This is a genomic window from Corynebacterium sp. KPL1818, assembly GCF_000478135.1.
Lineage (GTDB): Bacteria > Actinomycetota > Actinomycetes > Mycobacteriales > Mycobacteriaceae > Corynebacterium > Corynebacterium accolens.
In genome coordinates, this window is sequence record NZ_KI515759.1 from 1 (window position 1) to 26,871 (window position 26,871).

22 protein-coding genes, 1 tRNA gene, 3 rRNA genes and 2 pseudogenes are annotated in these 26,871 nt (G+C 57.1%); 19 read left to right on the plus strand and 9 right to left on the minus strand.

Features of this window, described 5'->3' with window-relative positions; genetic code table 11:
* From HMPREF1261_RS05800 to HMPREF1261_RS05825, 5 genes and pseudogenes are all read left to right on the plus strand, one after another.
* Nucleotides 1-1,356 (plus strand): 16S ribosomal RNA (locus HMPREF1261_RS05800); the annotation flags it as partial.
* A 510-nt stretch (nucleotides 1,357-1,866) separates the two neighbouring features.
* Nucleotides 1,867-4,942, plus strand: a 23S ribosomal RNA gene (locus HMPREF1261_RS05805).
* A gap of 151 nt (nucleotides 4,943-5,093) precedes the next feature.
* Nucleotides 5,094-5,211: ribosomal RNA gene (gene rrf, locus HMPREF1261_RS05810) — 5S ribosomal RNA — on the plus strand.
* 310 nt (nucleotides 5,212-5,521) lie between these two features.
* Nucleotides 5,522-6,749, plus strand: a pseudogene (locus tag HMPREF1261_RS05820) (IS3 family transposase).
* Nucleotides 6,718-7,053 carry a recombinase family protein gene (locus HMPREF1261_RS05825; protein ID WP_255342446.1) on the plus strand — a complete coding sequence of 112 codons (336 nt, stop codon included), beginning with the start codon at nucleotides 6,718-6,720 and terminating at the stop codon, nucleotides 7,051-7,053. Before HMPREF1261_RS05820 ends, HMPREF1261_RS05825 begins: the two are co-directional and overlap by 32 nt.
* 136 nt (nucleotides 7,054-7,189) lie before the next feature.
* Here the strand turns inward: HMPREF1261_RS05825 and HMPREF1261_RS05830 are convergent, their stop codons facing one another.
* Complete coding sequence (locus HMPREF1261_RS05830) at nucleotides 7,190-8,428, minus strand: IS256-like element IS3506 family transposase (protein ID WP_023029897.1); 1,239 nt, start codon at nucleotides 8,426-8,428, stop codon at nucleotides 7,190-7,192.
* Nucleotides 8,429-8,853: 425 nt separating this feature from the next.
* Nucleotides 8,854-9,888: a YeiH family protein gene (locus HMPREF1261_RS05835; protein WP_005284587.1), complete on the minus strand. Its 1,035-nt coding sequence runs from the start codon at nucleotides 9,886-9,888 to the stop codon at nucleotides 8,854-8,856.
* Nucleotides 9,889-9,958: 70 nt separating this feature from the next.
* Here HMPREF1261_RS05835 and HMPREF1261_RS05840 point away from each other — a divergent pair, with 70 nt between their 5' ends.
* Nucleotides 9,959-10,855, plus strand: coding sequence for a LysR family transcriptional regulator (locus tag HMPREF1261_RS05840; RefSeq protein WP_034654218.1), 897 nt, complete (start codon nucleotides 9,959-9,961; stop codon nucleotides 10,853-10,855).
* Nucleotides 10,856-11,110: 255 nt separating this feature from the next.
* On the opposite strand, the gene HMPREF1261_RS13015 is transcribed toward HMPREF1261_RS05840, so the two are convergent.
* A complete protein-coding gene (locus HMPREF1261_RS13015) occupies nucleotides 11,111-11,272 on the minus strand; it encodes a zinc-binding dehydrogenase (RefSeq protein ID WP_023023751.1) in 162 nt (53 codons plus the stop codon).
* Nucleotides 11,273-11,334: 62 nt separating this feature from the next.
* Nucleotides 11,335-11,856 (minus strand): annotated as a pseudogene (locus HMPREF1261_RS13020) (zinc-binding dehydrogenase); the annotation flags it as partial.
* Between HMPREF1261_RS13020 and HMPREF1261_RS05850 the strand changes: the two are divergent.
* From HMPREF1261_RS05850 to HMPREF1261_RS13155, 3 genes are read left to right on the plus strand one after another with little or no spacing between them, the layout of a single operon-like run.
* Entirely contained in the window at nucleotides 11,776-12,504 is a 729-nt protein-coding gene (locus HMPREF1261_RS05850) for an ABC transporter ATP-binding protein (RefSeq protein WP_005277682.1), read from the plus strand. The pseudogene HMPREF1261_RS13020 and the gene HMPREF1261_RS05850 sit on opposite strands and share 81 nt — an antisense overlap.
* Complete coding sequence (locus HMPREF1261_RS05855; RefSeq protein WP_034658117.1) at nucleotides 12,505-15,048, plus strand: ABC transporter permease; 2,544 nt, start codon at nucleotides 12,505-12,507, stop codon at nucleotides 15,046-15,048.
* An 18-nt stretch (nucleotides 15,049-15,066) separates the two neighbouring features.
* On the plus strand, nucleotides 15,067-15,189 hold the full coding sequence (locus HMPREF1261_RS13155) for a hypothetical protein (protein WP_255342622.1): 123 nt from the start codon (nucleotides 15,067-15,069) through the stop codon (nucleotides 15,187-15,189).
* Between the two features lie 38 nt (nucleotides 15,190-15,227).
* Here HMPREF1261_RS13155 and HMPREF1261_RS05860 read toward each other — a convergent pair whose 3' ends face one another.
* Nucleotides 15,228-15,587, minus strand: coding sequence for a CrcB family protein (locus HMPREF1261_RS05860; RefSeq protein ID WP_023029191.1), 360 nt, complete (start codon nucleotides 15,585-15,587; stop codon nucleotides 15,228-15,230).
* Nucleotides 15,584-15,886 (minus strand): fluoride efflux transporter family protein, encoded by a 303-nt coding sequence (locus HMPREF1261_RS05865; RefSeq protein WP_023029190.1) that lies wholly within the window; start codon nucleotides 15,884-15,886, stop codon nucleotides 15,584-15,586. Before HMPREF1261_RS05865 ends, HMPREF1261_RS05860 begins: the two co-directional genes overlap by 4 nt.
* 85 nt (nucleotides 15,887-15,971) lie before the next feature.
* Between HMPREF1261_RS05865 and HMPREF1261_RS05870 the strand changes: the two genes are divergently transcribed.
* The 3 genes from HMPREF1261_RS05870 (at nucleotide 15,972) to HMPREF1261_RS05880 (ending at nucleotide 17,346) form a co-directional block, all read left to right on the plus strand.
* Nucleotides 15,972-16,418: a MauE/DoxX family redox-associated membrane protein gene (locus HMPREF1261_RS05870; RefSeq protein WP_156906126.1), complete on the plus strand. Its 447-nt coding sequence runs from the start codon at nucleotides 15,972-15,974 to the stop codon at nucleotides 16,416-16,418.
* A gap of 53 nt (nucleotides 16,419-16,471) precedes the next feature.
* Nucleotides 16,472-17,197: a thioredoxin domain-containing protein gene (locus HMPREF1261_RS05875; RefSeq protein ID WP_023029188.1), complete on the plus strand. Its 726-nt coding sequence runs from the start codon at nucleotides 16,472-16,474 to the stop codon at nucleotides 17,195-17,197.
* A gap of 76 nt (nucleotides 17,198-17,273) precedes the next feature.
* Nucleotides 17,274-17,346 (plus strand) — tRNA-Ala (locus HMPREF1261_RS05880).
* A gap of 48 nt (nucleotides 17,347-17,394) precedes the next feature.
* Here HMPREF1261_RS05880 and HMPREF1261_RS05885 read toward each other — a convergent pair.
* Nucleotides 17,395-18,192, minus strand: a complete 798-nt coding sequence (locus HMPREF1261_RS05885) for a GDSL-type esterase/lipase family protein (protein ID WP_023016962.1) — start codon at nucleotides 18,190-18,192, stop codon at nucleotides 17,395-17,397.
* 114 nt (nucleotides 18,193-18,306) lie between these two features.
* On the opposite strand from HMPREF1261_RS05885, the gene HMPREF1261_RS05890 reads away from it, so the two are divergent.
* Complete coding sequence (locus HMPREF1261_RS05890) at nucleotides 18,307-19,044, plus strand: fructosamine kinase family protein (protein ID WP_023030293.1); 738 nt, start codon at nucleotides 18,307-18,309, stop codon at nucleotides 19,042-19,044.
* Here the strand turns inward: HMPREF1261_RS05890 and nadE are convergent.
* Nucleotides 19,041-19,862 (minus strand): ammonia-dependent NAD(+) synthetase, encoded by an 822-nt coding sequence (gene nadE / locus HMPREF1261_RS05895; RefSeq protein ID WP_023030294.1) that lies wholly within the window; start codon nucleotides 19,860-19,862, stop codon nucleotides 19,041-19,043. The two genes, HMPREF1261_RS05890 and nadE, sit on opposite strands and share 4 nt — an antisense overlap.
* Before the next feature lie 27 nt (nucleotides 19,863-19,889).
* Here nadE and HMPREF1261_RS05900 point away from each other — a divergent pair, with 27 nt between their 5' ends.
* The 5 genes from HMPREF1261_RS05900 to nrdE all read left to right on the plus strand — a co-directional run bounded on the left by HMPREF1261_RS05900 (nucleotide 19,890) and on the right by nrdE (nucleotide 24,772).
* Nucleotides 19,890-21,239, plus strand: coding sequence for a sugar porter family MFS transporter (locus HMPREF1261_RS05900; protein ID WP_005284557.1), 1,350 nt, complete (start codon nucleotides 19,890-19,892; stop codon nucleotides 21,237-21,239).
* Between the two features lie 127 nt (nucleotides 21,240-21,366).
* On the plus strand, nucleotides 21,367-21,489 hold the full coding sequence (gene ykgO / locus HMPREF1261_RS05905) for a type B 50S ribosomal protein L36 (protein WP_003847162.1): 123 nt from the start codon (nucleotides 21,367-21,369) through the stop codon (nucleotides 21,487-21,489).
* Between the two features lie 370 nt (nucleotides 21,490-21,859).
* Nucleotides 21,860-22,099, plus strand: coding sequence for a glutaredoxin-like protein NrdH (gene nrdH / locus HMPREF1261_RS05910; protein WP_005284554.1), 240 nt, complete (start codon nucleotides 21,860-21,862; stop codon nucleotides 22,097-22,099).
* A 24-nt stretch (nucleotides 22,100-22,123) separates the two neighbouring features.
* Nucleotides 22,124-22,555, plus strand: a complete 432-nt coding sequence (nrdI, locus tag HMPREF1261_RS05915; RefSeq protein ID WP_005277734.1) for a class Ib ribonucleoside-diphosphate reductase assembly flavoprotein NrdI — start codon at nucleotides 22,124-22,126, stop codon at nucleotides 22,553-22,555.
* 54 nt (nucleotides 22,556-22,609) lie between these two features.
* The gene (nrdE, locus tag HMPREF1261_RS05920; protein ID WP_023030295.1) at nucleotides 22,610-24,772 is read left to right on the plus strand and encodes a class 1b ribonucleoside-diphosphate reductase subunit alpha; all 2,163 of its coding nucleotides are present in this window, start codon (nucleotides 22,610-22,612) and stop codon (nucleotides 24,770-24,772) included.
* Here the strand turns inward: nrdE and HMPREF1261_RS05925 are convergent.
* Nucleotides 24,769-25,455 carry a FadR/GntR family transcriptional regulator gene (locus HMPREF1261_RS05925; RefSeq protein ID WP_023030296.1) on the minus strand — a complete coding sequence of 229 codons (687 nt, stop codon included), beginning with the start codon at nucleotides 25,453-25,455 and terminating at the stop codon, nucleotides 24,769-24,771. The two genes, nrdE and HMPREF1261_RS05925, sit on opposite strands and share 4 nt — an antisense overlap.
* Before the next feature lie 141 nt (nucleotides 25,456-25,596).
* Here HMPREF1261_RS05925 and nrdF point away from each other — a divergent pair, with 141 nt between their 5' ends.
* Nucleotides 25,597-26,586, plus strand: coding sequence for a class 1b ribonucleoside-diphosphate reductase subunit beta (gene nrdF, locus HMPREF1261_RS05930; protein WP_005277742.1), 990 nt, complete (start codon nucleotides 25,597-25,599; stop codon nucleotides 26,584-26,586).
* The last annotated feature ends 285 nt before the right edge of the window (nucleotides 26,587-26,871 follow it).

Here is a 26,871-nt window from a genome sequence, read left to right on the forward strand (position 1 = left end):
TCTAATACCGGATAGGAGCCATCTTTAGTGTGGTGGTTGGAAAGTTTTTTCGGTGTAGGATGAGCTCGCGGCCTATCAGCTTGTTGGTGGGGTAATGGCCTACCAAGGCGGCGACGGGTAGCCGGCCTGAGAGGGTGTACGGCCACATTGGGACTGAGATACGGCCCAGACTCCTACGGGAGGCAGCAGTGGGGAATATTGCACAATGGGCGCAAGCCTGATGCAGCGACGCCGCGTGGGGGATGAAGGCCTTCGGGTTGTAAACTCCTTTCGCTAGGGACGAAGCTTTTTGTGACGGTACCTAGATAAGAAGCACCGGCTAACTACGTGCCAGCAGCCGCGGTAATACGTAGGGTGCGAGCGTTGTCCGGAATTACTGGGCGTAAAGGGCTCGTAGGTGGTTTGTCGCGTCGTCTGTGAAATTCTGGGGCTTAACTCCGGGCGTGCAGGCGATACGGGCATAACTTGAGTGCTGTAGGGGTAACTGGAATTCCTGGTGTAGCGGTGAAATGCGCAGATATCAGGAGGAACACCGATGGCGAAGGCAGGTTACTGGGCAGTTACTGACGCTGAGGAGCGAAAGCATGGGTAGCGAACAGGATTAGATACCCTGGTAGTCCATGCCGTAAACGGTGGGCGCTAGGTGTGAGGGTCTTTCTACGACTTTCGTGCCGTAGCTAACGCATTAAGCGCCCCGCCTGGGGAGTACGGCCGCAAGGCTAAAACTCAAAGGAATTGACGGGGGCCCGCACAAGCGGCGGAGCATGTGGATTAATTCGATGCAACGCGAAGAACCTTACCTGGGCTTGACATACATCAGATCGCTGCAGAGATGTAGTTTCCCTTTGTGGTTGGTGTACAGGTGGTGCATGGTTGTCGTCAGCTCGTGTCGTGAGATGTTGGGTTAAGTCCCGCAACGAGCGCAACCCTTGTCTTATGTTGCCAGCATTTGGTTGGGGACTCATGAGAGACTGCCGGGGTTAACTCGGAGGAAGGTGGGGATGACGTCAAATCATCATGCCCCTTATGTCCAGGGCTTCACACATGCTACAATGGTCGGTACAACGCGCTGCGACACTGTGAGGTGGAGCGAATCGCTGAAAGCCGGCCTTAGTTCGGATTGGGGTCTGCAACTCGACCCCATGAAGTCGGAGTCGCTAGTAATCGCAGATCAGCAATGCTGCGGTGAATACGTTCCCGGGCCTTGTACACACCGCCCGTCACGTCATGAAAGTTGGTAACACCCGAAGCCGGTGGCCTAAACGTGTTAGGGAGCCGTCGAAGGTGGGATCGGCGATTGGGACGAAGTCGTAACAAGGTACCCGTACCGGAAGGTGCGGGTGGATCACCTCCTTTCTAAGGAGCTTTTATTTTGGCTGCAGTTGCAGCCATGACCCACAGTTGTGGGTTGCCCACTGTTGTTTGATGGTGGGTTGGTGGTTGAGTAGGCGAGTGTTCTGCTGCCACCGATGTTTGGAAATTCCGGGTAGGACATACACCTTAATCAGCAGGTCTAAGTGTTGAGACAGTGCTTTGTGACATGCGTAAAAGTGTCCATGTATACGAAAATGAGTGTTGATTGTACGTTGGTGCATTGTTGGGTGTCTGGGGCATTATCCCCTTTTGTGTGTGCCTGACTGGTTGATGAGCGTCGTCTGTTGTGGTGGTGTTTGTTGCTGGTTGGGGTGTTGTGTGAGAACTGTATAGTGGACGCGAGCATCTCACATGATGCCACTTGTTTTTGTGCTTGTGGTGTCTTGTGTGTGATGTGATTTTTCTTTTTGTTTATTTTGTCAAGTTCACTTGTTGCCACTGCATACGGATTGTGTGACCTTTGTGTTGTGTGGTTTGTGTGTGGTGGTTGGTGTGTTCGTTATTTAGGGCACATGGTGGATGCCTTGGCATGCTGAGCCGATGAAGGACGTGTAAGGCTGCGTTAAGCCTCGGGGAGTTGTCAATAAAGCGTTGATCCGAGGATGTCCGAATGGGGAAACCTGGCCCTGGTTATGTGGGGTTACCCTTCAGTGAATTCATAGCTGTTGTGGGGGTTACGCGGGGAAGTGAAACATCTCAGTACCCGTAGGAGGAGAAAATAATAATGATTCTGCTAGTAGTGGCGAACGAACGTGGATGAGGCTAAACCGTGTGCATGTGATACCTGGTAGGGGTTGTGTGTGCGGTGTTGTGGGGCCTAGCTTTGTGTCATCTACCAGTGGCACGCCCTGTGCATTGTTGTTAGGTGAAGTGGTTTGGAATGATCTACCGGAGTAGGTGAGAGTCCTGTAGCTGAAGATGATGATGTGGGGGTTGTTGGGTTCCCGAGTAGCAACGGGCTCGTGGAATCTGTTGTGAATCTGCCGGGACCACCCGGTAAGCCTAAATACTCAGTGTGACCGATAGTGGATAGTACCGTGAGGGAATGGTGAAAAGTACCCCGGGAGGGGAGTGAAATAGTTCCTGAAACCATGTGCTTACAATCCGTCAGAGCACCTGTTTGTGTGTGATGGCGTGCCTTTTGAAGAATGAGCCTGCGAGTCAGCGGCATGTCGCGAGGTTAACCCGTGTGGGGTAGCCGTAGGGAAACCGAATCCTAATGGGGTGATAAGTGGCATGTCCTGGACCCGAAGCGGGGTGATCTACCCATGGCCAGTGTGAAGCAGCTGTAAGAGGTTGTGGAGGCGCGAACCCACGTAGGTTGAAAACTGCGGGGATGAGCTGTGGGTAGGGGTGAAAGGCCAATCAAACTCCGTGATAGCTGGTTCTCCCCGAAATGCATTTAGGTGCAGCGTCGCATTTAGCTTGGTGGAGGTAGAGCGACTGGTTGGTTGAGCGGGACTACAATCTTAGCAATGTCAGCCAAACTCCGAATGCCATCAATTGTGTTGTGCGGCAGTGAGACTGTGGGGGATAAGCTTCATAGTCGAGAGGGAAACAGCCCAGATCGCCGGTTAAGGCCCCTAAGGGTGTACTAAGTGGAAAAGGATGTGGGATCGCGAAGACAGCCAGGAGGTTGGCTTAGAAGCAGCCATCCTTGAAAGAGTGCGTAATAGCTCACTGGTCGAGTGGTTCTGCGCCGACAATGTAGTGGGGCTCAAGTACACCGCCGAAGCCGCGGCAAGCAACATACGTTGTTTGGGTAGGGGAGCGTCGTGCATGGGTGGAAGCGTTACCGTGAGGAGGCGTGGACTGTGTGCGAGTGAGAATGCAGGCATGAGTAACGAATTGTAAGGTGAGAATCCTTACCGCCGGATGACTAAGGGTTCCTGGGTCAAGTTCGTCTTCCCAGGGTGAGTCGGGACCTAAGGCGAGGCCGACAGGCGTAGTCGATGGATAACCAGTTGATATTCTGGTACCCGTACATGTGCGCCCATGATAAAGCACGGATACTAACCACTGCGGATACGCTACCTGTTCACTTTTTTGAGTGTTGGTGGTGTTGATGTCGTGGGGCCTGATGTGTGGTTCAAGTGATGGGGTGACGCAGTGAGGTAGCCGCGCCACTTATTGGATTGGTGGTGTAAGCGTGTAGGCCGTGTGGTAGGTAAATCCGCCGCACTTTGTGGTTGAGGCGTGATGCGTAGACCCTAAAAGGGTTGATGGTGGTGATCCTGTACTGTCGAGAAAAGCCTCTAGCGAGTGTGTGTATGGCCCGTACCCTAAACCGACACAGGTGGTCAGGTTGAAGATACTAAGGCGTTCGGGTGAACTGTGGTTAAGGAATTCGGCAAAATGCCCCCGTAACTTCGGGAGAAGGGGGGCCCTGTGACGTGAAGACCTGTGCGGTTGGAGTGTTGTGGGGTCGCAGAGAATAGAGGGAAGCGACTGTTTATCAAAAACACAGGTCCATGCGAAGACGTTAAGTTGATGTATATGGACTGACGCCTGCCCGGTGCTGGAAGGTTAAGAGGACCGGTTAGTAACCTTTGTGGTTGCGAAGCTGAGAATTTAAGCCCCAGTAAACGGCGGTGGTAACTATAACCATCCTAAGGTAGCGAAATTCCTTGTCGGGTAAGTTCCGACCTGCACGAATGGCGTAACGACTTCTCTGCTGTCTCGACCACAGGCCCGGTGAAATTGCATTACGAGTAAAGATGCTCGTTACGCGCGGCAGGACGAAAAGACCCCGGGACCTTCACTATAGCTTGGTATTGGTGTTTGGTTCGGTTTGTGTAGGATAGGTGGGAGACGTTGAGGCTATCACGCTAGTGGTGGTGGAGTCGTTGTTGAAATACCACTCTGATCGGATTGAGCATCTAACCTTGGCCCATGATCTGGGTTGGGGACAGTGCCTGGTGGGTAGTTTAACTGGGGCGGTTGCCTCCCAAAATGTAACGGAGGCGCCCAAAGGTTCCCTCAGCCTGGTTGGCAATCAGGTGGTGAGTGTAAGTGCACAAGGGAGCTTGACTGTGAGACAGACATGTCGAGCAGGGACGAAAGTCGGGACTAGTGATCCGGCACCTACTTGTGGATGTGGTGTCGCTCAACGGATAAAAGGTACCCCGGGGATAACAGGCTGATCTTCCCCAAGAGTCCATATCGACGGGATGGTTTGGCACCTCGATGTCGGCTCGTCGCATCCTGGGGCTGGAGTAGGTCCCAAGGGTTGGGCTGTTCGCCCATTAAAGCGGCACGCGAGCTGGGTTCAGAACGTCGTGAGACAGTTCGGTCTCTATCCGCCGCGCGCGTTGAAACTTGAAGAAGGCTGTCCCTAGTACGAGAGGACCGGGACGGACGTACCTCTAGTGTGCCAGTTATCCCGCCAGGGGTATCGCTGGTTGGCTACGTACGGAAGGGATAACCGCTGAAAGCATCTAAGCGGGAAGCCTGTTTTAAGATGAGGTTTCTTTTGAGGTCCCCTAAAGACTATGGGGTAGATAGGCCAGACTTGGAAGCACTGTAAGGTGTGAAGGCTACTGGTACTAATTGACCAAAACAAACACACCACAACAACCCAAACCCAGTGTTTGGATATGTTGGGTGGACTTGGTTAAAGCGAGTAAACAAACAAAAATACACATTATCGTGTGTGTCGCGTCCACTATGCAGTATCTGACACAACACCCACACACAGTGGGTAGTGTTCTGATAGGTTTGTCGGTGGTTAATAGCTACAGGGAAACGCCCGGTCCCATTCCGAACCCGGAAGCTAAGCCTGTACGCGCTGATGGTACTGCAACCGGGAGGTTGTGGGAGAGTAAGTCACCGCCGACACCAAACAACAAAACAACAAAATAGTGTTTATACGGTAGTCCCCGAAAGGCCATCACCCCGAATAATTGTGGGTGGTTGATGTTTCGGGGACTACTTGGTGTTTTACCCCCGTTGATATGTGTGGCTTGTACTCTGTCGAGCTGGGGGAATGCGTGGCGCGTGTCGTGGTTTTTACCCCCTACTGTCAGGTGTGGTGGATAGTCTGATGCCGTGTTAGACGAAAACACATTCGACACTTTTGAGGGTGTAGTACACCCCGGGTGAAGCGTCCTGGGTTTAGTTCCTACCTCAGCTAAGGAAGGATTGAACTATGCCTAGAAAGTATTCCGTCGAGTTCAAGGAGAAGGCGGTCCATCAGATCATCGAAATGGTCCGCCTGGAGTCCTGCGCACTGCAACGTGCCTACACAGAGGTCGGTGAGCTGCTAGGGGTATCTCACCCTACGTTGCGGGCTTGGTACCGTGACAGCGCTTCAGTACGTGATGACTCTGACGCTTCATGCGGCGAAACGATGGAAGAAGAGCTTGGGGCGTCTGTGCCGCGAAAACCGCGAGCTGAAACGAGCAAACGGGATTCTTAAGACTGCTTCGGCTTTTCTCGCAGCGGAACTCAACCGACCCACGACCAAATGATCTCCTACATCGACGCGTATAAAGATCAGTTTGGGGCCCGGGGCCATCTGCAGAGTCCTTAAACAAGCAGATCGTGGATTCATCACCTCACGCGGCTACCGCAAAGCCACCACACGCGTTCCCAGTGCAAGAACCTTAAGCGATAGCCTGCTCATCCCAGAAATACAGCGTGTGCATGCGCAGAACTTCTCGGTCTACGGCATCCGCAAAATGTGGCACGCCATGAACCGTGAAGGCTTTCATATCGGCCGCGACAAGACCGCACGTCTGATGAAACTCGCAGGTGTTTCCGGCCGCAGACGTGGACGAACCCCTGTGACAACGATTAGCCCGAAGGCACCGGATCATCGCCCAGACCTTGTACAGCGAGACTTCCGTGCGCAGGCGCCAGGCAGGTTGTGGGTTGCCGACATTACCTACGTTCGCACCCTGTCAGGATTCGCCTACACCGCATTTGTCGTGGATGTATTCAGCCGAAAAATTGTTGGTGTCGCTACACGATCGACAATGCGCACCGACGCGCTGCCGATGGAGGCTTTGGAGCATGCGTTAACGACTGCAGGGCGAATTCATGGAAACCAGTTAATTCACCATAGCGATCGGGGCAGCCAGTACGTGTCGTGGAAGTATTCCACCGCGCTAGCTGAGTCAGGAATCCGCCCGAGTGTGGGAACAGTCGGCGATTCTTACGACAATGCGCTAGCCGAAACAGTCAACGGTCTCTACAAGGCTGAACTGATTCATGCCCAAGGCCCGTGGACGTCGGTCGGAGAAGTCGAACTGGCCACCTTGCGGTGGGTGCATTGGTGGAACACCAAGCGGCTTCATGAAGCTTTGGACTACGCCACCCCACAGGAAGTAGAAACCGAGTACTATCTCACCCAGCCCATCAACACAGGGCCGTAAAAGAAGCGGAACTAAACCCAGGACGCTTCATGCGAAAGACACCACAGATCCACGCGCGGATTTAATGCTAGGCATTTTAGGTTCGTTTGCGGAGTTTGAGCGGGCCATTATCCGCGAACGCCAAGCAGAGGGGATTGCGCTGGCGAAAAAGGCAGGAAAGTACAAAGGCCGCAAACCCGCCCTTAGCCCACAACAGGTAGCGGAGATTAAGAGGCGCGTGCTGGCGGGGGAGCCAAAGGCAGAGCTAGCACGGGAGTTTGGGGTCACTCGCCCTACTGTGTATCGGGCGTTGAAGAACGCATAGATGCGGCGATGGGGGCGGGTGAATATACGCCCCACGGCGCTTGCCACATGGCAGGACATTTACGGTTCCAGAGTCAAGTCCCGTGTAGTGGTGTAGCCGTTTGTGCTTTCGGCTCGATATGAAGTTCGGGGTTTGGTTAGGCGGTTAGCTGGTGGTGGTCGTCACGATGTTCTTCTGGGTGGTGCATGAGGTGTTTGGTGTGTTCGAGTGCGGTCAGTGACATGTAGCGTTTTTGTTGGATCCAATCGTCGTGTTGCTCGGCTAGGACCGCACCGACAAGCCGGATGATGGATTCACGGTTTGGGAAGATGCCGACGACGTCGGTGCGCCGGCGGATCTCTCGGTTTAACCGTTCTGTGGGGTTGTTTGACCACACCTTCGTCCAGACTGGTTTCGGAGCTGCGGTAAACGCCAGCACTTCATCGAGTGATTCCTCCAAATACGCCGCGACGTGAGGGAATTTCGGCTCCAGCAGGTCGACGACTTCGCGGGCTTGTGCCCAGGTGGATGTGGCGTCAGGTTGCTGGAAGATCGTCTGGAACATCGCAGAGACCATCGGCCATTGTGTTTTCGGGACCTTTTCGTAGAGGTTCTTCGCGAAATGGGTGCGGCACCGCTGCCACGACGCATTGGGCAGCACTTCGGAAATGGCGTGCTGGATGCCTTCGTGGGCATCACTGGTGATAAGGAATACCCCGGTAAGTCCGCGGGCTTTTAAGTCCTGGAAGAAGCCTTTCCACGACGCGTTGGATTCCGCGGTGGCGACGTGCATGCCGAGCATTTCGCGGTACCCGTCGGCGTTGACTCCGGTGGCAAGCAGCACTGAACATTTGACCACCCGGCCGCCTTCACGGACTTTGATCGTGAGCGCGTCGCACGACACAAAGGCGTACCCGCCGGGGTCTAGTGGGCGATTTTTGAAGTCTGCGACCATGTCGTCAAGTTCTTCTGACATGCGTGAGACTTGCGATTTCGACATGCTGGAAATCCCAAGTGTTGCCACCAGATCATTCATCCTGCGGGTGGAAACCCCTTTGAGGTAGCACGTGGCGATCACAGTCGATAAGGCCCGTTCTGTACGCGTACGGCGCTCTAACAGCCAGTCTGGGAAGAACGCACCGTGGCGCAGTTTCGGCACCGCCACGTCGATCGTGCCGACACGGGTGTCAAGGTCGCGGTGGCGATACCCGTTGCGGTGGTTGACCCGCTCGGTGGAGACAACTCCGTATTCGGCGCCGCAGACGGTGTCAGCCTGGGCGGAGAGGATCTGGTTGATAAACCCTTGCAGCATCTGGCGCATCAAATCCGGAGATGCTTGGGCGAGCAGATCATCCAGATAGGCTGTCGGGTCGATAGAATGCGGTGCAGCGGTCATCGTCATAGGCCTTTCGGTGAGATGTGGTAGTTGAGTCGAAAGGTTAACTGGCGGTGGCCGCCCACTACTTTCCGGGGCCCACCATCAGCAAGCGTTACACCACACTAGTGGACGTAACCGGTTCCAGGCACGCCTACAGGTAGCCTTACGCACATTTCCCCTCGTGGGCGGCTTTTACAAGGGCTGGCGAAGGCACGCCCCCAGGTCTCGCTAGCGTGTGGTTTTACCTGCACTTTCTCCGCCTGGGCAACGTTCACCGAATAAAGAGAAAGGGCGCCCCCACCTTGAAGAATCGGAGCTGTCGACGCCGACGATAATCGGAGCTGGACCGGTGAGAAATGTCAAGTCAGGTTCCTTCCTAAAAGGTCATGTGGTGGGCGGACGAGGTATCAGCTTGGGCGGAGACTGCAGGATGTGGTTCCCTATCAGAGGTGGACGAGTTCGATGCCTGCAAGTGCGATGCCTGTGACGAGAATGGTTGAGGCTGCGGCCAGGATGAAGGGTCGGGCTCCGACCCGGATGAGGTTGCGGATCTTCACCCCACATCCCAGTCCAAACATTGCGGCGGACAACAAAGCCGTTTGCGCGAGGCTTCCTGCGTGGATGAGGCCCTCGGGCAGGTCCAGTGTGGAACGGAGCACGATCATGACCAGGAAGCCAATGATGAACAGTGGGACGATCGCAGGACGCTTTTCATCGGGTTTGACGTTTCCTGACCGGCGTTGGCGAATGCTCAAAATCGCGACGATCGGGGCGAGCAGCAGGACGCGGGCGAGTTTGACGATGACGGCGACAGCCAGCGCCCCGCCGCCGATTATTCCTCCGGCGGCGACAACCTGAGCGATCTCGTGGATGGAGCCACCGGCCCACATGCCGTTGAGTTCAGGCTCCATGCCCAGCAGCTGGCCGAGCAAGGGAATCGCCGGAATCATGAGTGTGCCGAAGATGACCACCAAGGCCACGGCGGTGACCACGTCCTCTTCGTCTGAGTCGGTGACCCCTTCGACTCCGGCCACAGCGGCGGCGCCGCAAATAGAGAAACCACATGCTATGAGCAGAACCTGGGCGGAACGCATCTTCATCAGCCGCCCGATCAGGATGGTTCCGAAAATGCCTCCGGCCACGATGCACACGATGACCACGAGCATGGGCGCACCGAGGGAGACAATGTCTGAGAGCACCAGTTGCAGGCCCAGGAAGACGATTCCCAATCGGAGCAGCTTCTTGGAAGCCAGCGTCAGTCCCGGTGCCGTGGACTCGGGTAGGCGAACCACGTTGGTCAGGGCGATGCCGAGCACGATCGCGACGATCAGTGGGCTGACACCGGGAAGGAAGACGTTAACGGTCATCGCGATTGCCACAGCGACCGCACACAAAAGCAACCCGGGGGAATATTTTTTCAGTGCGTAGGAGCCGCGGCGGGCTGTTATGGGATCTATCTGTTGTATTTGCGTTGACATACTTCCATACTTCACTGATCTCCGTCAGCCCGCTAGACGGCAATTTCGCATCATGGTATATGCTTTTGATATGAGCGAAGCTTGGCCGAACCTTCAAGTACTGGAACTCTTCGTTGCCGTGGTGGACGAAGGCAGCGTGGGGGCAGGCGCACGGAAAGTGGGGATGGCGCAGCCCAACGCAAGCCGAGCCATCGCGGAGCTGGAGACGGGGATGAAAACGGCTTTGCTTGAGCGCAGCCCCCGCGGTTCGGAACCGACGGCACTGGGGTTGTTGCTGGCTGTTCAAGCCCGTGAACTACTTGATGCCGGGCAACGCTTCAACGATTGGTCACGGTCTAGCCGCAGCAACGAAACGTTGGAACTTCGTGTGGGGGCCAGCATGACCATCGCAGAAACCCTGCTACCGGTCTGGCTGACAGAGTTGAAACGTCGATTGCCGCCGGTCCGCATCGAGGTGCAGGTGCTGAATTCGGCGCAGGTTCTCCAAGAAGTGCAAAGGGGCATTCTTCAACTGGGTTTCGTTGAGACCCCGAACGTTCCCATGCGGTTGAATGCCCGGGTCGTCCAAGAGGATGAGTTGCTGGTAGTTGTCGCTCCCAACCATGAATGGGCGAACCGTACGAGCAGGATCGGTTTGCAAGAGCTGGCGGAAACCCCCTTGGTTGTCAGGGAGCCTGGCTCAGGTACCCGCGAGGCGCTGCAAGAGGTGTTGGCTGGGGCCGTCACTGTCGAGCCGATGCAGGTGCTTGCCAGCAACGCCGCGGTGCGCGTTGCTGTTGCTTCCGGGGCGGGTCCTGCTGTCCTGAGCGAACTCGCCCTTCGTAGCCAGCTCGAGAGCGGGGACCTGTTGCGCGTTCCCTTTGAGGGTCAAGGGATCAGCCGCCCCCTGACGGCCGTCTGGTCAGGACCTCGACGATTGACAGGAGTCGCGGCCGAACTGGTCGCTGTGGCCGCTGCCAAACCGTAGCCGGTGGCAGCAAGTCCCGTCTTCGAAGAAGTCATCAGCATCCGTACAAGATGCTCCCCCTGTAGTCCCGAGCCCCAAGCAGTGCCCGTGCCTTGGGCGGTCTGACATGCCAACCCTTCCGGCTCAACATCGTCCGCCTCTTACCCGCAAGCCATGAATTAAATACGGGGTAGAGAGTTGTAAATAACCCGGACCGGCTGAGAATTCGGCAAGGCAGCACCTTCTTGAATCCGCATGGTTCCTCGGCCATGTGCTTTACTCTCGTCTGAGCACGAGTTTGCCTCGAGCCCTCCGGGTCTGTACTTTCGCCAGGGCAGCCAGGGCATCTGCAAACGGATAAACCTGCTCAAGCTCCAAATGAATCTCCCCTGCGGCGATCTGCTCCATGAGTTGCACCAAATCATCGAGAACGTCCATTTGATAGGGGACCCCGTTATGTGTATGCCACGTTCGGAGATGTGTGCATCTCCGGAGATCGACACCAATGTTCCACCGTCCTTCACGACGGGCAAACTTTCCGCCGAGGTGCCCGGTTGCACCGCCAAGACAGCGTCGACGCCATTGGGCATCCACTCCAGGATCTGCTCGCGCCAATGGGGGTTGCCGTAGTCAACTACCTTGTGCGCGCCGAGCGAAAGCATGTAGTCGTGATTGGGTTTCGACGCGGATGCGGCAACGTGCCATCCGCGTTGGCGTGCAAGTTGGATGGCGACCGTGCCGATCGCCCCCGAGCCACCAGCAATGAAGAGCGACCCGTCAACGGGCGCTGAACTGCAGGTTTGGCTTCCAAACGAAAAGGACGCCCCACCCGCCAAAAATTGAACTGGCCCCCGAATCAGCCCATGGGATGATGGGACACTGCGACCAGGCGGGTTACTATGTAGAAAGGTAATTTCCCATTTACAAGGAGAACACGCTTTATGACTGATGCCGCGGCACGCGCCGTTGAATTGTTTAAGCAATACGGAAGCGATGACACGGCCGTTATCGCCCTTGATCACGTTTCCATTGAGTTTGGAAAGAACCAATTCACGGCCATTATGGGCCCTTCGGGTTCGGGCAAGTCCACGTTGATGCACACGATGGCAGGGTTGGACTCTGCTACCTCTGGCTCGGCGTTTATCGGTGATACCGATATGTCCCACCTCAATGACAAGGAAATTACGGCGCTGCGCCGAGACCGCCTGGGATTCATCTTCCAATCCTTCAACTTGGTTCCCACCTTGACGGCTGCGGAAAACATCACGCTGCCGACCGATATTGCGGGCAAGGACGTCGATAAGCAGTGGTTCGAAGAAGTCACGCGTCGCCTGGGGCTGGCGGAGCGCTTGGAGCACCGCCCGGCTGAGCTGTCTGGTGGTCAGCAGCAGCGTGTGGCCTGTGCTCGCGCCTTAGTGTCGCGGCCGGAGATTATTTTTGGCGATGAGCCTACGGGTAACTTGGACTCCAATTCTTCGGCCGAGGTATTGGATATTCTGCGCACTGCGGTGGACCAGGATAACCAGACTGTGGTCATTGTGACGCACGATGCTAAGGCGGCATCGTACGCCGATCGCGTTGTTTTCCTTGCTGATGGCAAGCTCGTTAACGAACTGCAGGATCCAACGATGGAGGCCATTCACAATGTAATGGCAGAGATTGAGGGTTAAATGGCACGCGGAAACGCAATGCGCAGGGTATCCGTGCGCAATATTTTGGCGCATAAATTGCGCCTTGGCCTGACAATTCTGGCGGTGGTTTTGGGCACCGCCTTTATTGCTGGCTCTTTCATGTTCACTAACTCATTGAAGGCCACTTTTGATTCTGCGGTGGATAACCAATTCCGCGGGGTAGACGCGGTGGTCAGTGAGAACGATGACAGCGACCAGAAGCTGGATGAAGGGCTGCGCAAGCAGCTGCTTGATGATGATGACGTTAAAAACATCAACGTCGCTGACTCGCAGACTGTGGTTGTAGCCGATGAAAACTCGGAGGCCTTCCAAACCCAAAGCGGTACTGCGAGCCTCGTGCCGTACTATTCCGCGGATAAAACCGTCGGTGGCGCGAGCGAACTCACGGAAGGCGATGAGCCAAAGGCCAAAGATGAGGTAACGATCAATTCTTCTGCAGCGGAGAAATACGATATCTCCGTTGGTCAGAAGCTTTTGGTGGTTCATCCGGATAGCCAGGATGAGGTTAAGGTTACGGGCATCGTGGAGCCGCCGGTGGAGCAGGGCGATAGCATCGAACTGCGCATGGACGAGTCGGATTACCTAGAACGCTTTGGTGATCCCTCCCAGCTGAAGGTCTCTGCCGCCGATGGTGTGGATGCGAATGCGCTTGTCGATGACCTGAATGACAAATTCGACATCAAAGCCGAGTCAGGTGAGCGCCTTGCAGAGCAGACCAGTGAGGCAATGACCGAGGCATTGAAGTTCGTGAACTACTTCCTCGTTGCCTTTGGTCTGATCGCCTTGTTGGTGGGCACGTTTATTATTGCCAATACGTTCTCCATGATCGTGGCCCAGCGCATCAAGGAGTTCGCGCTCTTGCGTGCTTTGGGCGCGTCGCGCCGCCAGATCACCAATTCTGTTGTGGTGGAATCCGTCATCGTGGGCGTTCTGGGATCCATCGTCGGTGTCGTTGCCGGCGTGGGATTGGTCGCCGTGATCAAGGCGGTTATGGGCGCCAACGGTATGGACATTGGCGGTGGCCTGGGCCTGAGCGTTTCCGCTGTGGTAGTCCCGATCATTTTGGGCACGATTGTCACTGTGGTCTCCGCATGGGCCCCGGCGCGGCGCGCGGGTGCCGTGGAGCCGGTTGAAGCGATGCGCACGACGGAGTCGGCCTCCGGTTCTTCGCTGAAGGTCCGCACGATTTTCGGCGCGATCCTCATGATCGGCGGCATTATTGCGGCGTTTGCGGGCGTGCTTAGCGATGCCGAAACCAACGTCCGCGCCATCCTTATCGGCCTCGGCGCCGTCGGGGTGATTATCGGCTTCTTCTTGGCAGGACCGGCGCTCTCTTTGCCGCTGGTGCCAACGCTGGGTAAGGCAATTGGGGCGCCTTTCGGGTCCATCGGCAAACTGGCCGCTACCAACTCGCGGCGTAACCCGCGCCGCACTGCCGCCACGGCCTTTGCCCTGACCTTGGGCGTGGCATTGGTCACGAGCATCGGCATGCTGGGCCAGACAATGAAGGCCTCCATCTCGGATACGGTGGACCAAACTATTACGTCGGACTACATCTTGTCCGGTCCAAGCTCCGGAAGCTTCCCGACGCCGAAGGAAACCGGCGAGCGTGCCGCAGAGGCAGACGGTGTGGATAAGGTCATTACCGTTGGCTCGGCACCGGTTGCCGTGGACGGTCAGGCCTCCTTGGACTTTGGCACTGGCGGTTTGTTTACCGTGACGGTGGATGCTGACCCCACCTCGATGCTGGCGATGAACATGGTAGAAGGCGATGCCAATATTGAAGGCGGCTTTGCCGCCACGGAAGACTTCGCCAAAGAAAATGGCTGGAAGGTAGGGGAGACCTACGAGGTCACCGGCAGCAAGCCGGGCAAGACTGCGGAAGCCAAACTGGTCGGCACCTTTGAGCCCATCGAGACCATTCAAAATATGGTGGTTTCGCAGGACGTGGCAGAAGAAGTCGCCGCTGACGGAGAATTCTCTGTGCAGATGGTGGGCGTATTAGGTAAAGAAGGCTACGACAAGGAAGAGCTACGCCAGAACCTCGAGGATGCCGTCAAGGATCTCGTGGTGGTGCAGGTCAACACCGGTAAGGAATATGCGGGTCAGGCCGCTGGCTTCATCGACCAGATGCTGGCCATTCTCTACGGTCTTCTCGCACTCGCCGTGGTCATTGCCGTGCTGGGCATTGTCAATACCTTGACCTTGGGTGTTATCGAGCGCCGCCAGGAGATTGGCATGTTGCGTGCGGTGGGTACGCAGCGCCGCCAAATCCGCCGGATGATCACGCTGGAGTCGGTGCAGATTTCGCTCTTTGGCGCGATCATGGGCATCCTCATCGGCCTCGGCTTGGGCTGGTCCTTCATCGAGATTCTTAATGACCAAGGCCTTGGGGATGCCGAGGTTCCGTGGGGCATGCTGGTGATCATGCTGCTGGGATCCGCGGTTGTGGGCGTCATCGCAGCAGTATGGCCATCGCAACGCGCGGCAAAGACGCCGCCGCTGGAGGCGATTGCGGATTAAGGCTTAGGCATTTAGGCCTTGACTGATATTAAGAAGTTTCAGCTCGTCGTCGTAGCACAGGAACCATGGGTGCGCTTCGGGCTGGAACTTCTTTGCCGCCGGATCCAAGTACAGGAAGAAGTGCACGCAGAGAAATCGTAGGGGTCACTGTAGCTTGGGGCGAGCTGGGAATTGTGTACTTAGATTCCGTGATAGATAAGTTCGGCCCACATCACCCCGCGCCAGGCTAGGACCACGCCGATCCCGATGGTCCAAAATAGGTACTTACACAGCGGCCACCAGTGCCGCTGCTTGACCATTTCCCCTAGCTCTTTCGCCATGGTGGACCAGGTGGATAGGCCACCGGCGAGGCCGAGGGCGAAGAGGGGATGGGCGAAGGGGGCATCGGCAAGCTGCGCAAAGCCCACCGCCAGGCCGAAGACCAAGGAACCCAGGATATTGGATGCGAAGGTGCAATACGGCGAGGGCAGCAGGCGGGTAAAGCCGTAGCGCGCCGCGCCGCCGAAAAAGCCGCCGATAAGGACGAAGAGCAGGTTCATCGCAGCTTATCCCCAGCGAGGTAGGCGGCGGTGCAGCCCACGAGCGTGGCCGCGACATAGGCCAGGGCGATGCTCCAGTGGGAGTCCGCGGTGAAGAAAGCAAAACCGGCGAAACTGGTAAAACCGCCCAAGAATCCGGTGCCCCAGAAGGGCCCTGGGCGGGTATATCCCATCAGCGCGCTGCCGACGATATTAAGGATGAGGAGCGGGAGCATTCCGTCGCCGAGAGCGATGGTTAAGAGATAGCGGGCGCCGGCACCGAGCGCGGCACCGGAACCGATGATGAGGGAGTGCGGCATGGGCTACATCATAGTGGGCGAAGTCTCAGGAAAAGCACAGGGCAATGTATCTGAAAAGGGGAGGTTAAACGCTAAACTAATCGGCGTGAATAAGACGTTTGATCTGGTGAGCTTTATCGCCCGCTTTGGCATGGCCGCGGTGTGGATCATCGCTGGCGTAGAAAAGATGGCGCACCCGCTGGATACCATGCAATCCATCAAGGCCTATGAGATTTTCACGCCGGAATGGTCTGGGTATTTGGCCCAGCTCATTGGCCCGCTGGAGCTAGTGGGCGGAATGCTGCTTCTGCTGGGGATTTTCCTCCGTGAATCCTCCAAGGTTGCGGCCGTGATCATGGTGCTTTTCATGGTTGGCATCCTCCAGGCATGGCTGCGTGGGCTGGATATCGATTGCGGGTGCTTTGGCGCCGGTGACGCTACTGCGGAGCCTGGCATGAACTATGGGCTGACGCTGCTTCGCGATGCCGCCTTCCTCGCCCTTACCGCATGGACCATCAAACGTCCGTTCACGAAATTTGCGCTCCACCCGTAGCGGTGGGCACAGTAGGTTGCAAGAGTCCGAAAGTATCAACAGGCAAGGTTTAAATGAGCAAAGTAAGTGACCCGAATGCCAAGTCTGGCAATGGTTTCATCTGGGGCGTCGGCGTCCTCCTCGTCATTATCGCTGTGGTCATTGGCTACATCGTGTGGAATGGTAAGCAGGCCAATGAAATCGAGGTGCAAGACGTCAACATGTCCATGGACTATAAGGACAACGCGATTACCCTGAAGTCCGATGCGGCCGATGACGATACTCCAGAGGTAGACCTGTACGAAGACTTCTCCTGCCCCCACTGCGCGGATCTGGCGGAAAACACCGATGAGGACATGAAGCAGGCGATTGAGGACGGCAAGCTGATTGTCCACGTGCGCACGCTGAACTTCCTAGACGGCGAGGATGTCGAAAACGAGGACGGTTACTCCACCAAGGCCGTCGCAGCCATGTCAGAGCTGGCTAAGTCTGGCGACGTAAAGACCTACTGGAATTTGCGCGACTACATGATGAAGAACCAGCAGAGCATCGCCACTAAGTGGGATATCGAGGACATCGCTGACCAAGCCAAGGAACTCGGCGCCGAGGATGACGTGGTTGATTCCATCAAGAACGTGGATATCAAGCAGGGCAATAAGGTGGCCAAGGCCAACTACGATAAGCTGAATAAGGCAACCGGCTCGGTTTCCTCGCCGCGCATTGTCCAGGATGGCAAGGATATTCCGGACCGTGAATCCGGCGAGTCCTTGAATGACTGGGTAGACATCGCCACCAAGTAGCAGGCGATTTGGTGAGTTAAATACTTGCCATGTATATTCATACGAGTTGCGGCCCACAGGGTTGCACCTCGTATATGGGGCTATGGCGCAGCTGGTAGCGCACCACACTGGCAGTGTGGGGGTCACGGGTTCGAATCCCGTTAGCTCCACAAATTAAGAGTCTCGAGAGGCTAGATAGCTTCTCGAGACTCTTTTTCTTACTTCAGCGAGTGGCCGATGAGCTCGCCCAGCGCGTGGGTGCCGTTGGCGTTGAGGTGCAGCGGCAGGTTACCTGGCGCCGGTGGCAGCGGGTCTACTAGGTTGACCCACCAGCGGTCAGGAGAGCAGTTATCGTGGCCCGTGGATATCGGGTGGGCATCCAAGAAGGAAGCGCCGTTCTGCTCAGCTACCTCGCGCAGGGTGTTTTGCAGGCGCTCTTCGGTAGAAGCAACCCTGCTAGCCGGAATCGGGATGGTGGCAGAGGTCAGGCACGCGGAGTTGTTATTGGATACCCGCGGGTAGCCCACGATGGTTACCTTCGCATTCGGCGCAAAGTGGTGGGCGACATCGATGGCGCTGCGCATGCCGGTGCGCAGGAAGTGCTCGGAAGCCGCGATATTGTCCTTGTGCGGGTAAGTGTCATTTGCGCCGGCGTGGATGACAACATTCCTAGTCTCGGGGTTGAGATCCCCGTTGCGGGCGGCCGTGCGCAGGGTGTCATCGATGTGCTGGCCGCCGGTGCCAAAGGATGCGCCGGCGCACTGGTATTGATCCACATGCGCACCGGATACCCGCGTCATTTCGTTGGCGATGGAGTTATCGGTAATGCAACCGACCTTGGTGTTTGCTTTTATACCGGCGCGGTTTTGCGCGTAATCAAGGAAATTAGGGTTGGCGACGACGCTATCGCCAGTCAGGACCGTATTGCCAGGCACGGCCGCGGTAGCGACGGTGCTACCTCCCACGAGTGCGGCAGTGCAAGCGGCAATCGCGGCAAGTTTACTGAAGTTTTTCATGGTGTACCTCAAGGCTTCCGCAGGGACGGAAGCCACACTGATAGGGGATGATTAAGGCCACGATGATCCTAAAGGTTTTCTGGGACAAGCAAAAATGGAGTAGCGAAAATCGTTATGCTGGCGGGTATGCAGACTTTCTCGAAGCGAGTACGCGATGAAGATCAAGCAGGCGCCGAAGCCGCCGGATTGCGGTGGCTGGCGGAAGCCACGGATGCGGTAGTCACCGTCGTGCGCGCGGACGGGAAGGAAATCGTAACCAAGCGCATTGACGAGGTAGCGCCCACCCCAGAGGCCGCGCGGAAGTTTGGTGCGGAGCTCGCGCGCATGCACCGCGCCGGGGCCGCGGCTTTTGGCAGCGCGCCGGAGGGATGGGAAGGCAAAAACTTCATCGGCACCATTGAACAGGAGTGCACGCCCACCGATGACTGGGGTGAATTTTATACCCAGCAGCGCGTGCTGCCCTTTGCGGAGCCGGCCGGAATCAGCACCGCGCAGCGGGACCTGGTCAAGCGGGCCTGCGATGCCATTGCCGCCCGTAGCTGGGACGTGGCGCCCGCGCGCATCCACGGTGACCTGTGGGCGGGCAACCTGCTTTTCGATGCCCAGGGTGGCATCATGATCGATCCCGCCGCCCACGGCGGGCACCCGCACACTGATTTGGGCATGCTGGCCCTATTCGGCGCGCCCTATATAGAAGAAATCTTCCGCGGCTATGGGGCGCCGAAAGATATTGAAACCTGGATTCCCATGCACCAACTGCACCCGCTGGCCGTGCACGCGCTGACCCACGGCTCGGCGTATAACCGGCCGCTGGAGCGCGCGGCTCTTGCCACGCTGGAGGCGCTGGCCTAGGCGGTTGGCCCTTGCGGCATCTGGCGCTTGTGGATGCCGCGGTGCCACAGGGTCTCGATGCGCTCGCGGGCGGCATCGGGAACCGCCTTGCCCTCTAAGTAGTCATCGATGTGGGCGTAGGTGACGCCGAGCGCCTCTTCATCGGGAAGCTGCGGCTTATCGTCTTCCAAATCCGCGGTAGGGACCTTGGACCAGGTGGACTCTGGCGCGCCCAGGTGCTTGAGCAATGCCGCGCCTTGGCGCTTATTCAGCCCGGCCAGGGGGAGTAGGTCTGCCGCGCCATCGCCCCACTTGGTGTAGAACGCGGTGACGTTTTCGGCGGCGTGATCCGTGCCCACAACGAGCGCGCCCACCTCGCCGGCGATGGCATATTGCGCGGTCATGCGCAAGCGCGCCTTGGCATTGCCGCGGTTGAAATCGTTCAAGGAATCTTGGCCCACCGCACGGGCGACCTCGTGGCTTAGCGCCGCGGTGGCCGGTTGAATATCAACGGTGAGCCGGCGATCGGGCTGGATGAAGTCGAGGGCGATTTGGGCATCATCCTCATCCGCCTGCGTGCCGTGGGGCAGGCGCACGGCCCAGAATTCGGCGCCTTCTACCCGCTCTACTGCTAGCTGGGTGAGTTTTCCCGCCAAGGTGGAATCCTGGCCGCCGGAAATGCCTAGCACGTAGCCTTTGGCATGGGTCATTTCCAAGTATTCCACGAGGAAATCCACGCGGCGGGCAATTTCCTCTTCTGGATCGATAAAGGGGCGTACATCCAGCTGTTTTATGATGGATTGTTGCAAGTTTTCGGCATCGGGTGACATGACGTTCATCGTAGTCTCCTGACACAATTGCGTGCTGTGAATAAAGAAAGTTATGTCAAGGTAGTTGCAGGAATTGCCGCCCTTGGCGGTTTATTATTTGGATACGACACCGGCGTGATGTCCGGTGCTTTGCTGTATATCACCCCGGAATTTAATATGACCGCCCACCAAGAGGGCTGGGTGACCTCCATGCTGCTGGTGGGGGCCGCGGTGGGCGCGTTGACCGCAGGCCGCATCGCGGACCGTTTTGGCCGCCGCTTTACGCTGATTGCCGGCGGCATCATTTTCGTTTTGGGCTCTATCTGGTGCGCGCTGGCTGGATCGGTGACCATGCTGGCCACGGCCCGTACCTTCTTGGGCTTTGCCGTCGGTGCGGTATCCATTGTCTCGCCCATGTATATCTCAGAGATGGTGCCGGCCAAGGTCCGCGGGCGCATGGTCTCCCTGAATACCTTGCTGATCGTGGTGGGCCAGCTCTTGGCCTACCTTGTAAATTCGGCCCTCGCGCCCACGGAAAGCTGGGAATGGATGCTGGGGCTTGCAGCCGTACCGGGTGCCGCCCTCGCCGTCGGCATGCTCTTCTTGCCAGAGACCCCAGTCTGGCTCGCCACGCATAACAAAATGGCGCGGGCCCGCGAGGTCGCAGGCCGCGCCGGGATGGATCTGGCGGAGCTTACCTCCCAGGAAACGGCGCGCCGCTCCAGCGGCTCCGAGTGGAAGGCGCTGAAGGCCAATCGCTGGATGCAGGTGACGGTATTGCTCGCCATGCTGATGGGCCTGACCCAGCAGATCACCGGCGTTAATGCCATCGTCTACTTTGCGCCCACCATGATGAGCCAGGTGGGAATCTCTACCACCAACTCGGTCTATACCTCGATTGTCATTGGCGTGGTATCCGTTATTGCCTGCTGGGTGGGCCTCAAGGTGGTCGACCGCATCGGCCGCAAGCGCTTGCTGCTTATCGGCCTGACCGGCAATGTGATTTCGCTATTTATTTTGTCCGTGGCGTACTCGCACGCCGCCGATTCCACCACGATGGCGATGGTCTCGCTGGTATTTATGGCCTCGTTCATTGCCTTCCAACAAGCAGCGGTCTCGCCGACGACCTGGTTGCTCATCTCGGAGCTCGTGCCCCTGCAGGTGCGCGGCTTGGGCATGGGCATCGCCGGGCTCTCGCTGTGGGCCACCAACTGGGCCGTGGCCCAGTACTTCCTGCCGCTGGTGGAGTGGCTCACCGGCCCAGTGGCCTTTGGCGTCTTTGGCGTGCTGGGGCTCATCGCCATCGGCTACACCCGCATTTTGGTACCAGAGACCATGGGACGTAGCCTGGATGAGGTAGGCGAGGAGATGAAATCCCGCTACTCGCGGGAATCCGCACCCCATTAAGCCCTAGTGTTTTGGTCTTAATGGCCGCGTGAGGTAAAATTATTCCTCGTGTCATGGCTGGGGATTCCCAGTCCGTGCTTTATTTACTCAACCGCATGTAGATTGCGCATAACGAAAGGAGCGCCCGATGAAGGTCCGTAAGTCCCTTCGGTCGCTGAAGAAGAAGCCGGGCGCCCAGGTTATTCGCCGCCACGGTAAGGTCTTCGTGATCAACAAGAAGGATCCCCGTTTCAAGGCTCGTCAGGGCTAATTGAAACTTAAGGAAGTCCGCCTCCTCCGAGCGTTCGGAGCGGGGCGGATTTTTTCGTTGCTGGGATTCGACGCCGGAATGTGAACTTTGCCACATGTTTAGGTGAACAGAAGGTAAACCCGCAGGAATGTCAGGCGTGTAGTTTCACGGTTGGGTGCCGGGGTGGTCAACATGTGGGGTCTCGCCCCTGGTCCTCCTGGGAATATCATGGGTGTAACTACTATATGTTGTGTCAGTTGCGGTCAATTCCCCCAAAGTATAGTGTCGTTGGTGTCGCTCAGAGCGGTGCAGGAAGTGGCCCGAAAAGGGGTCAGAACCTCCGCTTTCTACGAGCAAAAGCTATCTCGCAAAAGGATTTTAGGGAGTTATTATGTCTATCACCGTCTACACCAAGCCCGCTTGCGTTCAGTGCAACGCCACCAAGAAGGCCCTTGATCGCGCGGGTCTGGATTACAACGTGGTAGATGTCACCGTGGACGATGAAGCCCGTGACTACATTATGGCTCTGGGCTACGTCCAGGCACCCGTCGTGGAAGCCAACGGCGAGCACTGGTCCGGCTTCCGCCCTGACCGCATCAAGAACCTTGCCGCGCTAGCCGCCTCTGCGTAAGTAGCCGAGGAGGGAGGTGCCGTCATGTTGGTCGTGTATTTTTCCTCTACTACGGAAAATACGCACCGGTTCGTGCAGAAGCTAGGTTTTCCTAGCGCGCGAATCCCTTTGCGCCGCACCGATGAGCCGCTAGTGGTCAACGAGCCTTTCGTCTTGGTGTGCCCCACCTACGGCGGGGGAGCCTCCATTAGCCACCAAAACTCCCGGCCCGTACCGGTGCAGGTAATTAGATTCCTTAATAATGAGCACAACCGCAGTTTTATTCGGGCGGTTATCGCCGGAGGAAATAGCAACTTCGGCGCCGATTTTGGCAAGGCTGGTGACGTCATCAGCGCCAAATGTAAGGTGCCCTATGTATATCGTTTCGAATTGCTCGGCAACGATGAAGATATAAAAATTTGTCGCGAAGGCCTGCTGGCTAATGCTTCCCAGCTGGGACTGGATGAGGCCGCCTAGCCGCGGTGCGACACACCTAATAGAATCCTGATTTTAAGAAAGGCCGCGTCAGCTGTGAGTACGCAATTGGGAAAGACCGTAGCAGAGCCAGTATCGCAGGAAGAGCAGCTGGATTACCACGCGCTCAACGCCATGCTGAATCTCTACGACGGAGACGGCAAGATTCAATTTGATAAGGACCGCGAGGCCGCCAATCAGTTCTTCTTGCAGCACGTTAATCAGAACACGGTCTACTTCCACGACCTGGAAGAAAAGATCGATTACCTGGTGCGCAATAAGTACTATGACCCAGCGGTCATTGAGGCTTATGACTTCGAGTTCATCAAGTCCCTATTCAAGCGCGCCTACTCTTATAAGTTCCGCTTCAAGTCCTTCCTTGGCGCCTATAAGTACTACACCAGCTATACGCTGAAAACCTTCGACGGCCGCCGGTACTTGGAGCGCTTTGAGGACCGCGTCTCTATGACGGCGCTTTTCCTTGGTGATGGCGATGGTGAGCTGGCAGAGCGCCTCGTCGATGAAATCATGACTGGCCGCTTCCAGCCCGCCACGCCGACCTTCCTAAATGCCGGCAAGCAGCAGCGTGGCGAATTGGTTTCCTGCTTCCTGCTCCGCATCGAAGACAATATGGAATCCATCGGCCGTTCCATCAACTCCGCGCTGCAGCTGTCCAAGCGCGGCGGCGGCGTGGCCCTGCTGCTGTCCAATATCCGCGAATCCGGCGCGCCGATTAAGCACATCGAGAACCAGTCTTCCGGCGTCATTCCGGTGATGAAGATGCTGGAGGATGCGTTCTCCTACGCTAACCAGCTCGGTGCGCGCCAGGGCGCGGGCGCGGTGTACCTCAACGCCCACCACCCGGACATCATGAACTTCCTCGACACCAAGCGCGAGAACGCGGATGAAAAGATCCGCATCAAGACGCTGTCCTTGGGCGTAGTGATCCCGGATATCACCTTCGAGCTGGCCAAGAAGAACGACGATATGTACCTGTTCTCGCCGTACGACGTCGAGCGCGTCTACGGCAAGGCCTTCGGCGATATCTCCGTTACCGAGCACTACGAAGATATGGTCGAGGACCCGCGCATCCGGAAGAAGAAGATCAACGCGCGCCACTTCTTCCAAACCGTGGCGGAGTTGCAGTTCGAGTCCGGCTACCCGTACATCATGTATGAAGATACGGTAAACCGCGCCAACCCGGTCAAGACCTCCCGGATTAATATGTCCAACCTGTGCTCGGAGATCTTGCAGGTCAACTCCGCTTCCGAGCTCAATGCGGATCTTTCTTATGACCAGGTGGGCAACGATATTTCCTGCAACCTGGGTTCGCTGAATATCGCCATGACCATGGACTCGCCGGACTTCTCCCAAACGGTGGAGACCGCGATTCGCGGGCTGACCTCGGTGGCGGATAAGACCTCCATCGATTCCGTTCCGTCCGTGCGCAAGGGCAACGATGACTCGCACGCTATCGGCTTGGGCCAGATGAACCTGCACGGTTACTTGGGTCGCGAGCACATCGAGTACGGCTCCGAGGAGGGCTTGGACTTCACCAACGCCTACTTCGCGGCCATCATGTACGCCGCCCTGCGCGCCTCCAATAAGATCGCCCGCGAGCGCGGCACGACCTTCACCGAGTTCCCCGAATCCGACTACGCCAGCGGCGAGTTCTTTGACTCCTACGATCCGGCGGAGTTCCAGCCGCGCACGGAGAAGGTCAAGGCTCTTTTCGATGCCTCCTCGATCTACACCCCCACCGCAGAGGACTGGGCGGAGCTGAAGGAGGACGTCGCCAAGCACGGCCTCTACAACCGCAACCTGCAGGCGGTGCCGCCGACGGGCTCGATTTCCTATATCAACAATTCCACCTCGTCCATCCACCCGATCGCCTCCAAGATTGAAATCCGCAAGGAGGGCAAGATCGGCCGCGTGTACTACCCGGCAGCGCATATGGATAACGACAACTTGGAGTACTTCAAGGACTCCTACGAGATTGGCTACGAGAAGATCGTTGATACCTACGCTGAGGCCACCAAGTACGTGGACCAGGGGCTATCGCTGACGCTGTTCTTCAAGGACACCGCCACCACCCGCGATGTGAATAAGGCGCAGATTTACGCTTGGCGCAAGGGCATTAAGACCTTGTACTACATCCGCGTGCGCCAGATGGCCCTGGAAGGCACCGAGATCGAGGGCTGCGTTTCCTGCATGCTCTAAGCGCGGGCGCGGTCCAGGATAGCGCGGGAGGTGCGCTCGGCGGCTTCGGCCTCGCCGGCATCAATCTCCCGCGCTAAATCCATATGTAGCTGCGTCGTGCCGCGAATCGGATCCCGCTTGCGGGAACCAAAGACGGACTTACCCTTCAAGATGGCCAGCAAGGCCGGCGCCAGCGCGGCAATCATCTCGTTGCCGGAGGCCTCCAGGATGAGGGTATGGAATTGCAGGTCGGTTTCGAGTTCTTCGCCCACCCGTGGGGAAGGGGTGGTCTCGAGCTCGCTGAGCCTTCCTGCTAGCCGCAGCAATTCGCGGCGCTGCTGTGGGCTGGCATTGCGCGCGGCAAGCTGCGCCGCCACCGGTTCGATGCCAAGGCGCAGCTCGTTGAGGCGCGCGACCTGTTCCACGCGCGTTCTATCGTGGCCCAGCCGCCACGAAATAACGGCGGGATCATAGACCGCCCAGCTACCGCGCGGCAGCACCTTGAGGCCCACCCGGCGCCCAGAGGAAACCATCCCTAGATGCTCGAGGGTGCGCATGGCCTCGCGCGCCACGGTGCGGGAGATGCCAAAGCGCTTCTCGATGTCCCCAAGGCGAAACCGCGTGCCTTCCGCCATGTCGCCGCTGACGATATCCGCGCCCAGTTGATCCACCACGGGTCCCAAGAGGGGAGTGGTGCCTGTCATTTCTTCCTCCATGGTTATACAGCGTTGATTCAGTATAAGCGGTGGCGAAAATCATGCCCTATGCGGCGGGCTTCGTGCGCGCCGAATTGGGTAAACTAGACATCAAAAATCAATCAGTTTCGAGTATTGGAGTGACGTCGCGTGTCGCATGAGTACGATGACTACCTTTCTAGTCACGACCAGCCAGTGAAGGCCATCAACTGGAATAATATCCCAGATGACAAGGACCTAGAGGTCTGGGAGCGGTTGACCGGTAATTTCTGGCTCCCGGAAAAGGTTCCGGTCTCTAATGATCTCCCCAGCTGGAAGACGCTGACGGAAAAAGAAAAAGAAACCACCATGCGGGTCTTTACCGGCCTGACGCTGCTGGATACCATCCAGGGCACGGTGGGCGCGATCTCCCTGCTGCCGGATTCGCAGACCCTGCACGAGGAGGCGGTGTATACCAATATTGCCTTCATGGAATCGGTGCACGCCAAGTCCTATTCCAATATCTTTATGACCTTGGCCTCCACCCCGATGATCAATGACGCCTTCCGCTGGTCCGAGGAGAACGAGAACCTGCAGAAGAAGGCAAAGATCATCTTGTCTTACTACAACGGTGATGATCCGCTGAAGAAGAAGGTGGCCTCCACGCTGCTGGAGTCCTTCCTTTTCTACTCCGGCTTCTATCTGCCGATGTACTTCTCCTCCCGCGCAAAGCTGACCAATACCGCCGATATCATCCGGCTGATCATCCGCGATGAGGCCGTGCACGGCTACTACATTGGCTATAAATTCCAGCAGGAATACAAGAAGCTGGATGAAAAGCGCCAAGAGGAATTGAAGGACTACACCTTCGATCTGGCCTTCGAGCTCTATGACAACGAGATCGACTACACCGAGGATCTCTACGACGAGCTGGGCTGGACCGAAGACGTCAAGCGCTTCCTGCGCTACAACGCTAATAAGGCCCTGAATAACTTGGGCTTTGAAGGCCTCTTCCCGGCGGATGAGACCCGCGTCTCGCCGGCCATCTTGTCTTCTCTTTCGCCCAATGCCGATGAGAACCATGACTTCTTCTCCGGTTCGGGTTCGTCCTATGTCATCGGCAAGGCCGAGGACACCACGGATGACGACTGGGACTTCTAACCTTCCCGCGCACCCTCGCTTTAACCTCAACCGAAAGGTTGATAACGAGCGGGGGTGCGTTTTTCGGTTTTTGACCTGCGTATCTGGCGCACGCTGTGACATGCGACACCACAACCTGGGCGAGAGAACGTAGGCCTTAAATGATGCCCGCCCCACGTGCAGGGGCTATGTGACGGTTGTGGTTATTGAGGGAATACCCCCAAGCTGGCAGACCTTTAAGGGAAGCTGGCAAGAACAGGGGAAAATGTCCTAATATAATCGAGGTAAACCTAGGTGTAGGTGGAC

What these genes read in the sequence shown, in the direction of transcription:
- HMPREF1261_RS05830 (WP_023029897.1), bottom strand. Translation starts at nt 8,428, where the DNA reads ATGACCGCTGCACCGCATTCTATCGACCCGACAGCCTATCTGGATGAT.
- HMPREF1261_RS05835 (WP_005284587.1), bottom strand. Translation starts at nt 9,888, where the DNA reads ATGTCAACGCAAATACAACAGATAGATCCCATAACAGCCCGCCGCGGC.
- HMPREF1261_RS05840 (WP_034654218.1), top strand. Translation starts at nt 9,959, where the DNA reads ATGAGCGAAGCTTGGCCGAACCTTCAAGTACTGGAACTCTTCGTTGCC.
- HMPREF1261_RS13015 (WP_023023751.1), bottom strand. Translation starts at nt 11,272, where the DNA reads ATGGACGTTCTCGATGATTTGGTGCAACTCATGGAGCAGATCGCCGCA.
- HMPREF1261_RS05850 (WP_005277682.1), top strand. Translation starts at nt 11,776, where the DNA reads ATGACTGATGCCGCGGCACGCGCCGTTGAATTGTTTAAGCAATACGGA.
- HMPREF1261_RS05855 (WP_034658117.1), top strand. Translation starts at nt 12,505, where the DNA reads ATGGCACGCGGAAACGCAATGCGCAGGGTATCCGTGCGCAATATTTTG.
- HMPREF1261_RS05860 (WP_023029191.1), bottom strand. Translation starts at nt 15,587, where the DNA reads ATGAACCTGCTCTTCGTCCTTATCGGCGGCTTTTTCGGCGGCGCGGCG.
- HMPREF1261_RS05865 (WP_023029190.1), bottom strand. Translation starts at nt 15,886, where the DNA reads ATGCCGCACTCCCTCATCATCGGTTCCGGTGCCGCGCTCGGTGCCGGC.
- HMPREF1261_RS05875 (WP_023029188.1), top strand. Translation starts at nt 16,472, where the DNA reads ATGAGCAAAGTAAGTGACCCGAATGCCAAGTCTGGCAATGGTTTCATC.
- HMPREF1261_RS05885 (WP_023016962.1), bottom strand. Translation starts at nt 18,192, where the DNA reads ATGAAAAACTTCAGTAAACTTGCCGCGATTGCCGCTTGCACTGCCGCA.
- HMPREF1261_RS05890 (WP_023030293.1), top strand. Translation starts at nt 18,307, where the DNA reads ATGCTGGCGGGTATGCAGACTTTCTCGAAGCGAGTACGCGATGAAGAT.
- nadE (WP_023030294.1), bottom strand. Translation starts at nt 19,862, where the DNA reads ATGAACGTCATGTCACCCGATGCCGAAAACTTGCAACAATCCATCATA.
- ykgO (WP_003847162.1), top strand. Translation starts at nt 21,367, where the DNA reads ATGAAGGTCCGTAAGTCCCTTCGGTCGCTGAAGAAGAAGCCGGGCGCC.
- nrdH (WP_005284554.1), top strand. Translation starts at nt 21,860, where the DNA reads ATGTCTATCACCGTCTACACCAAGCCCGCTTGCGTTCAGTGCAACGCC.
- nrdI (WP_005277734.1), top strand. Translation starts at nt 22,124, where the DNA reads ATGTTGGTCGTGTATTTTTCCTCTACTACGGAAAATACGCACCGGTTC.
- HMPREF1261_RS05925 (WP_023030296.1), bottom strand. Translation starts at nt 25,455, where the DNA reads ATGACAGGCACCACTCCCCTCTTGGGACCCGTGGTGGATCAACTGGGC.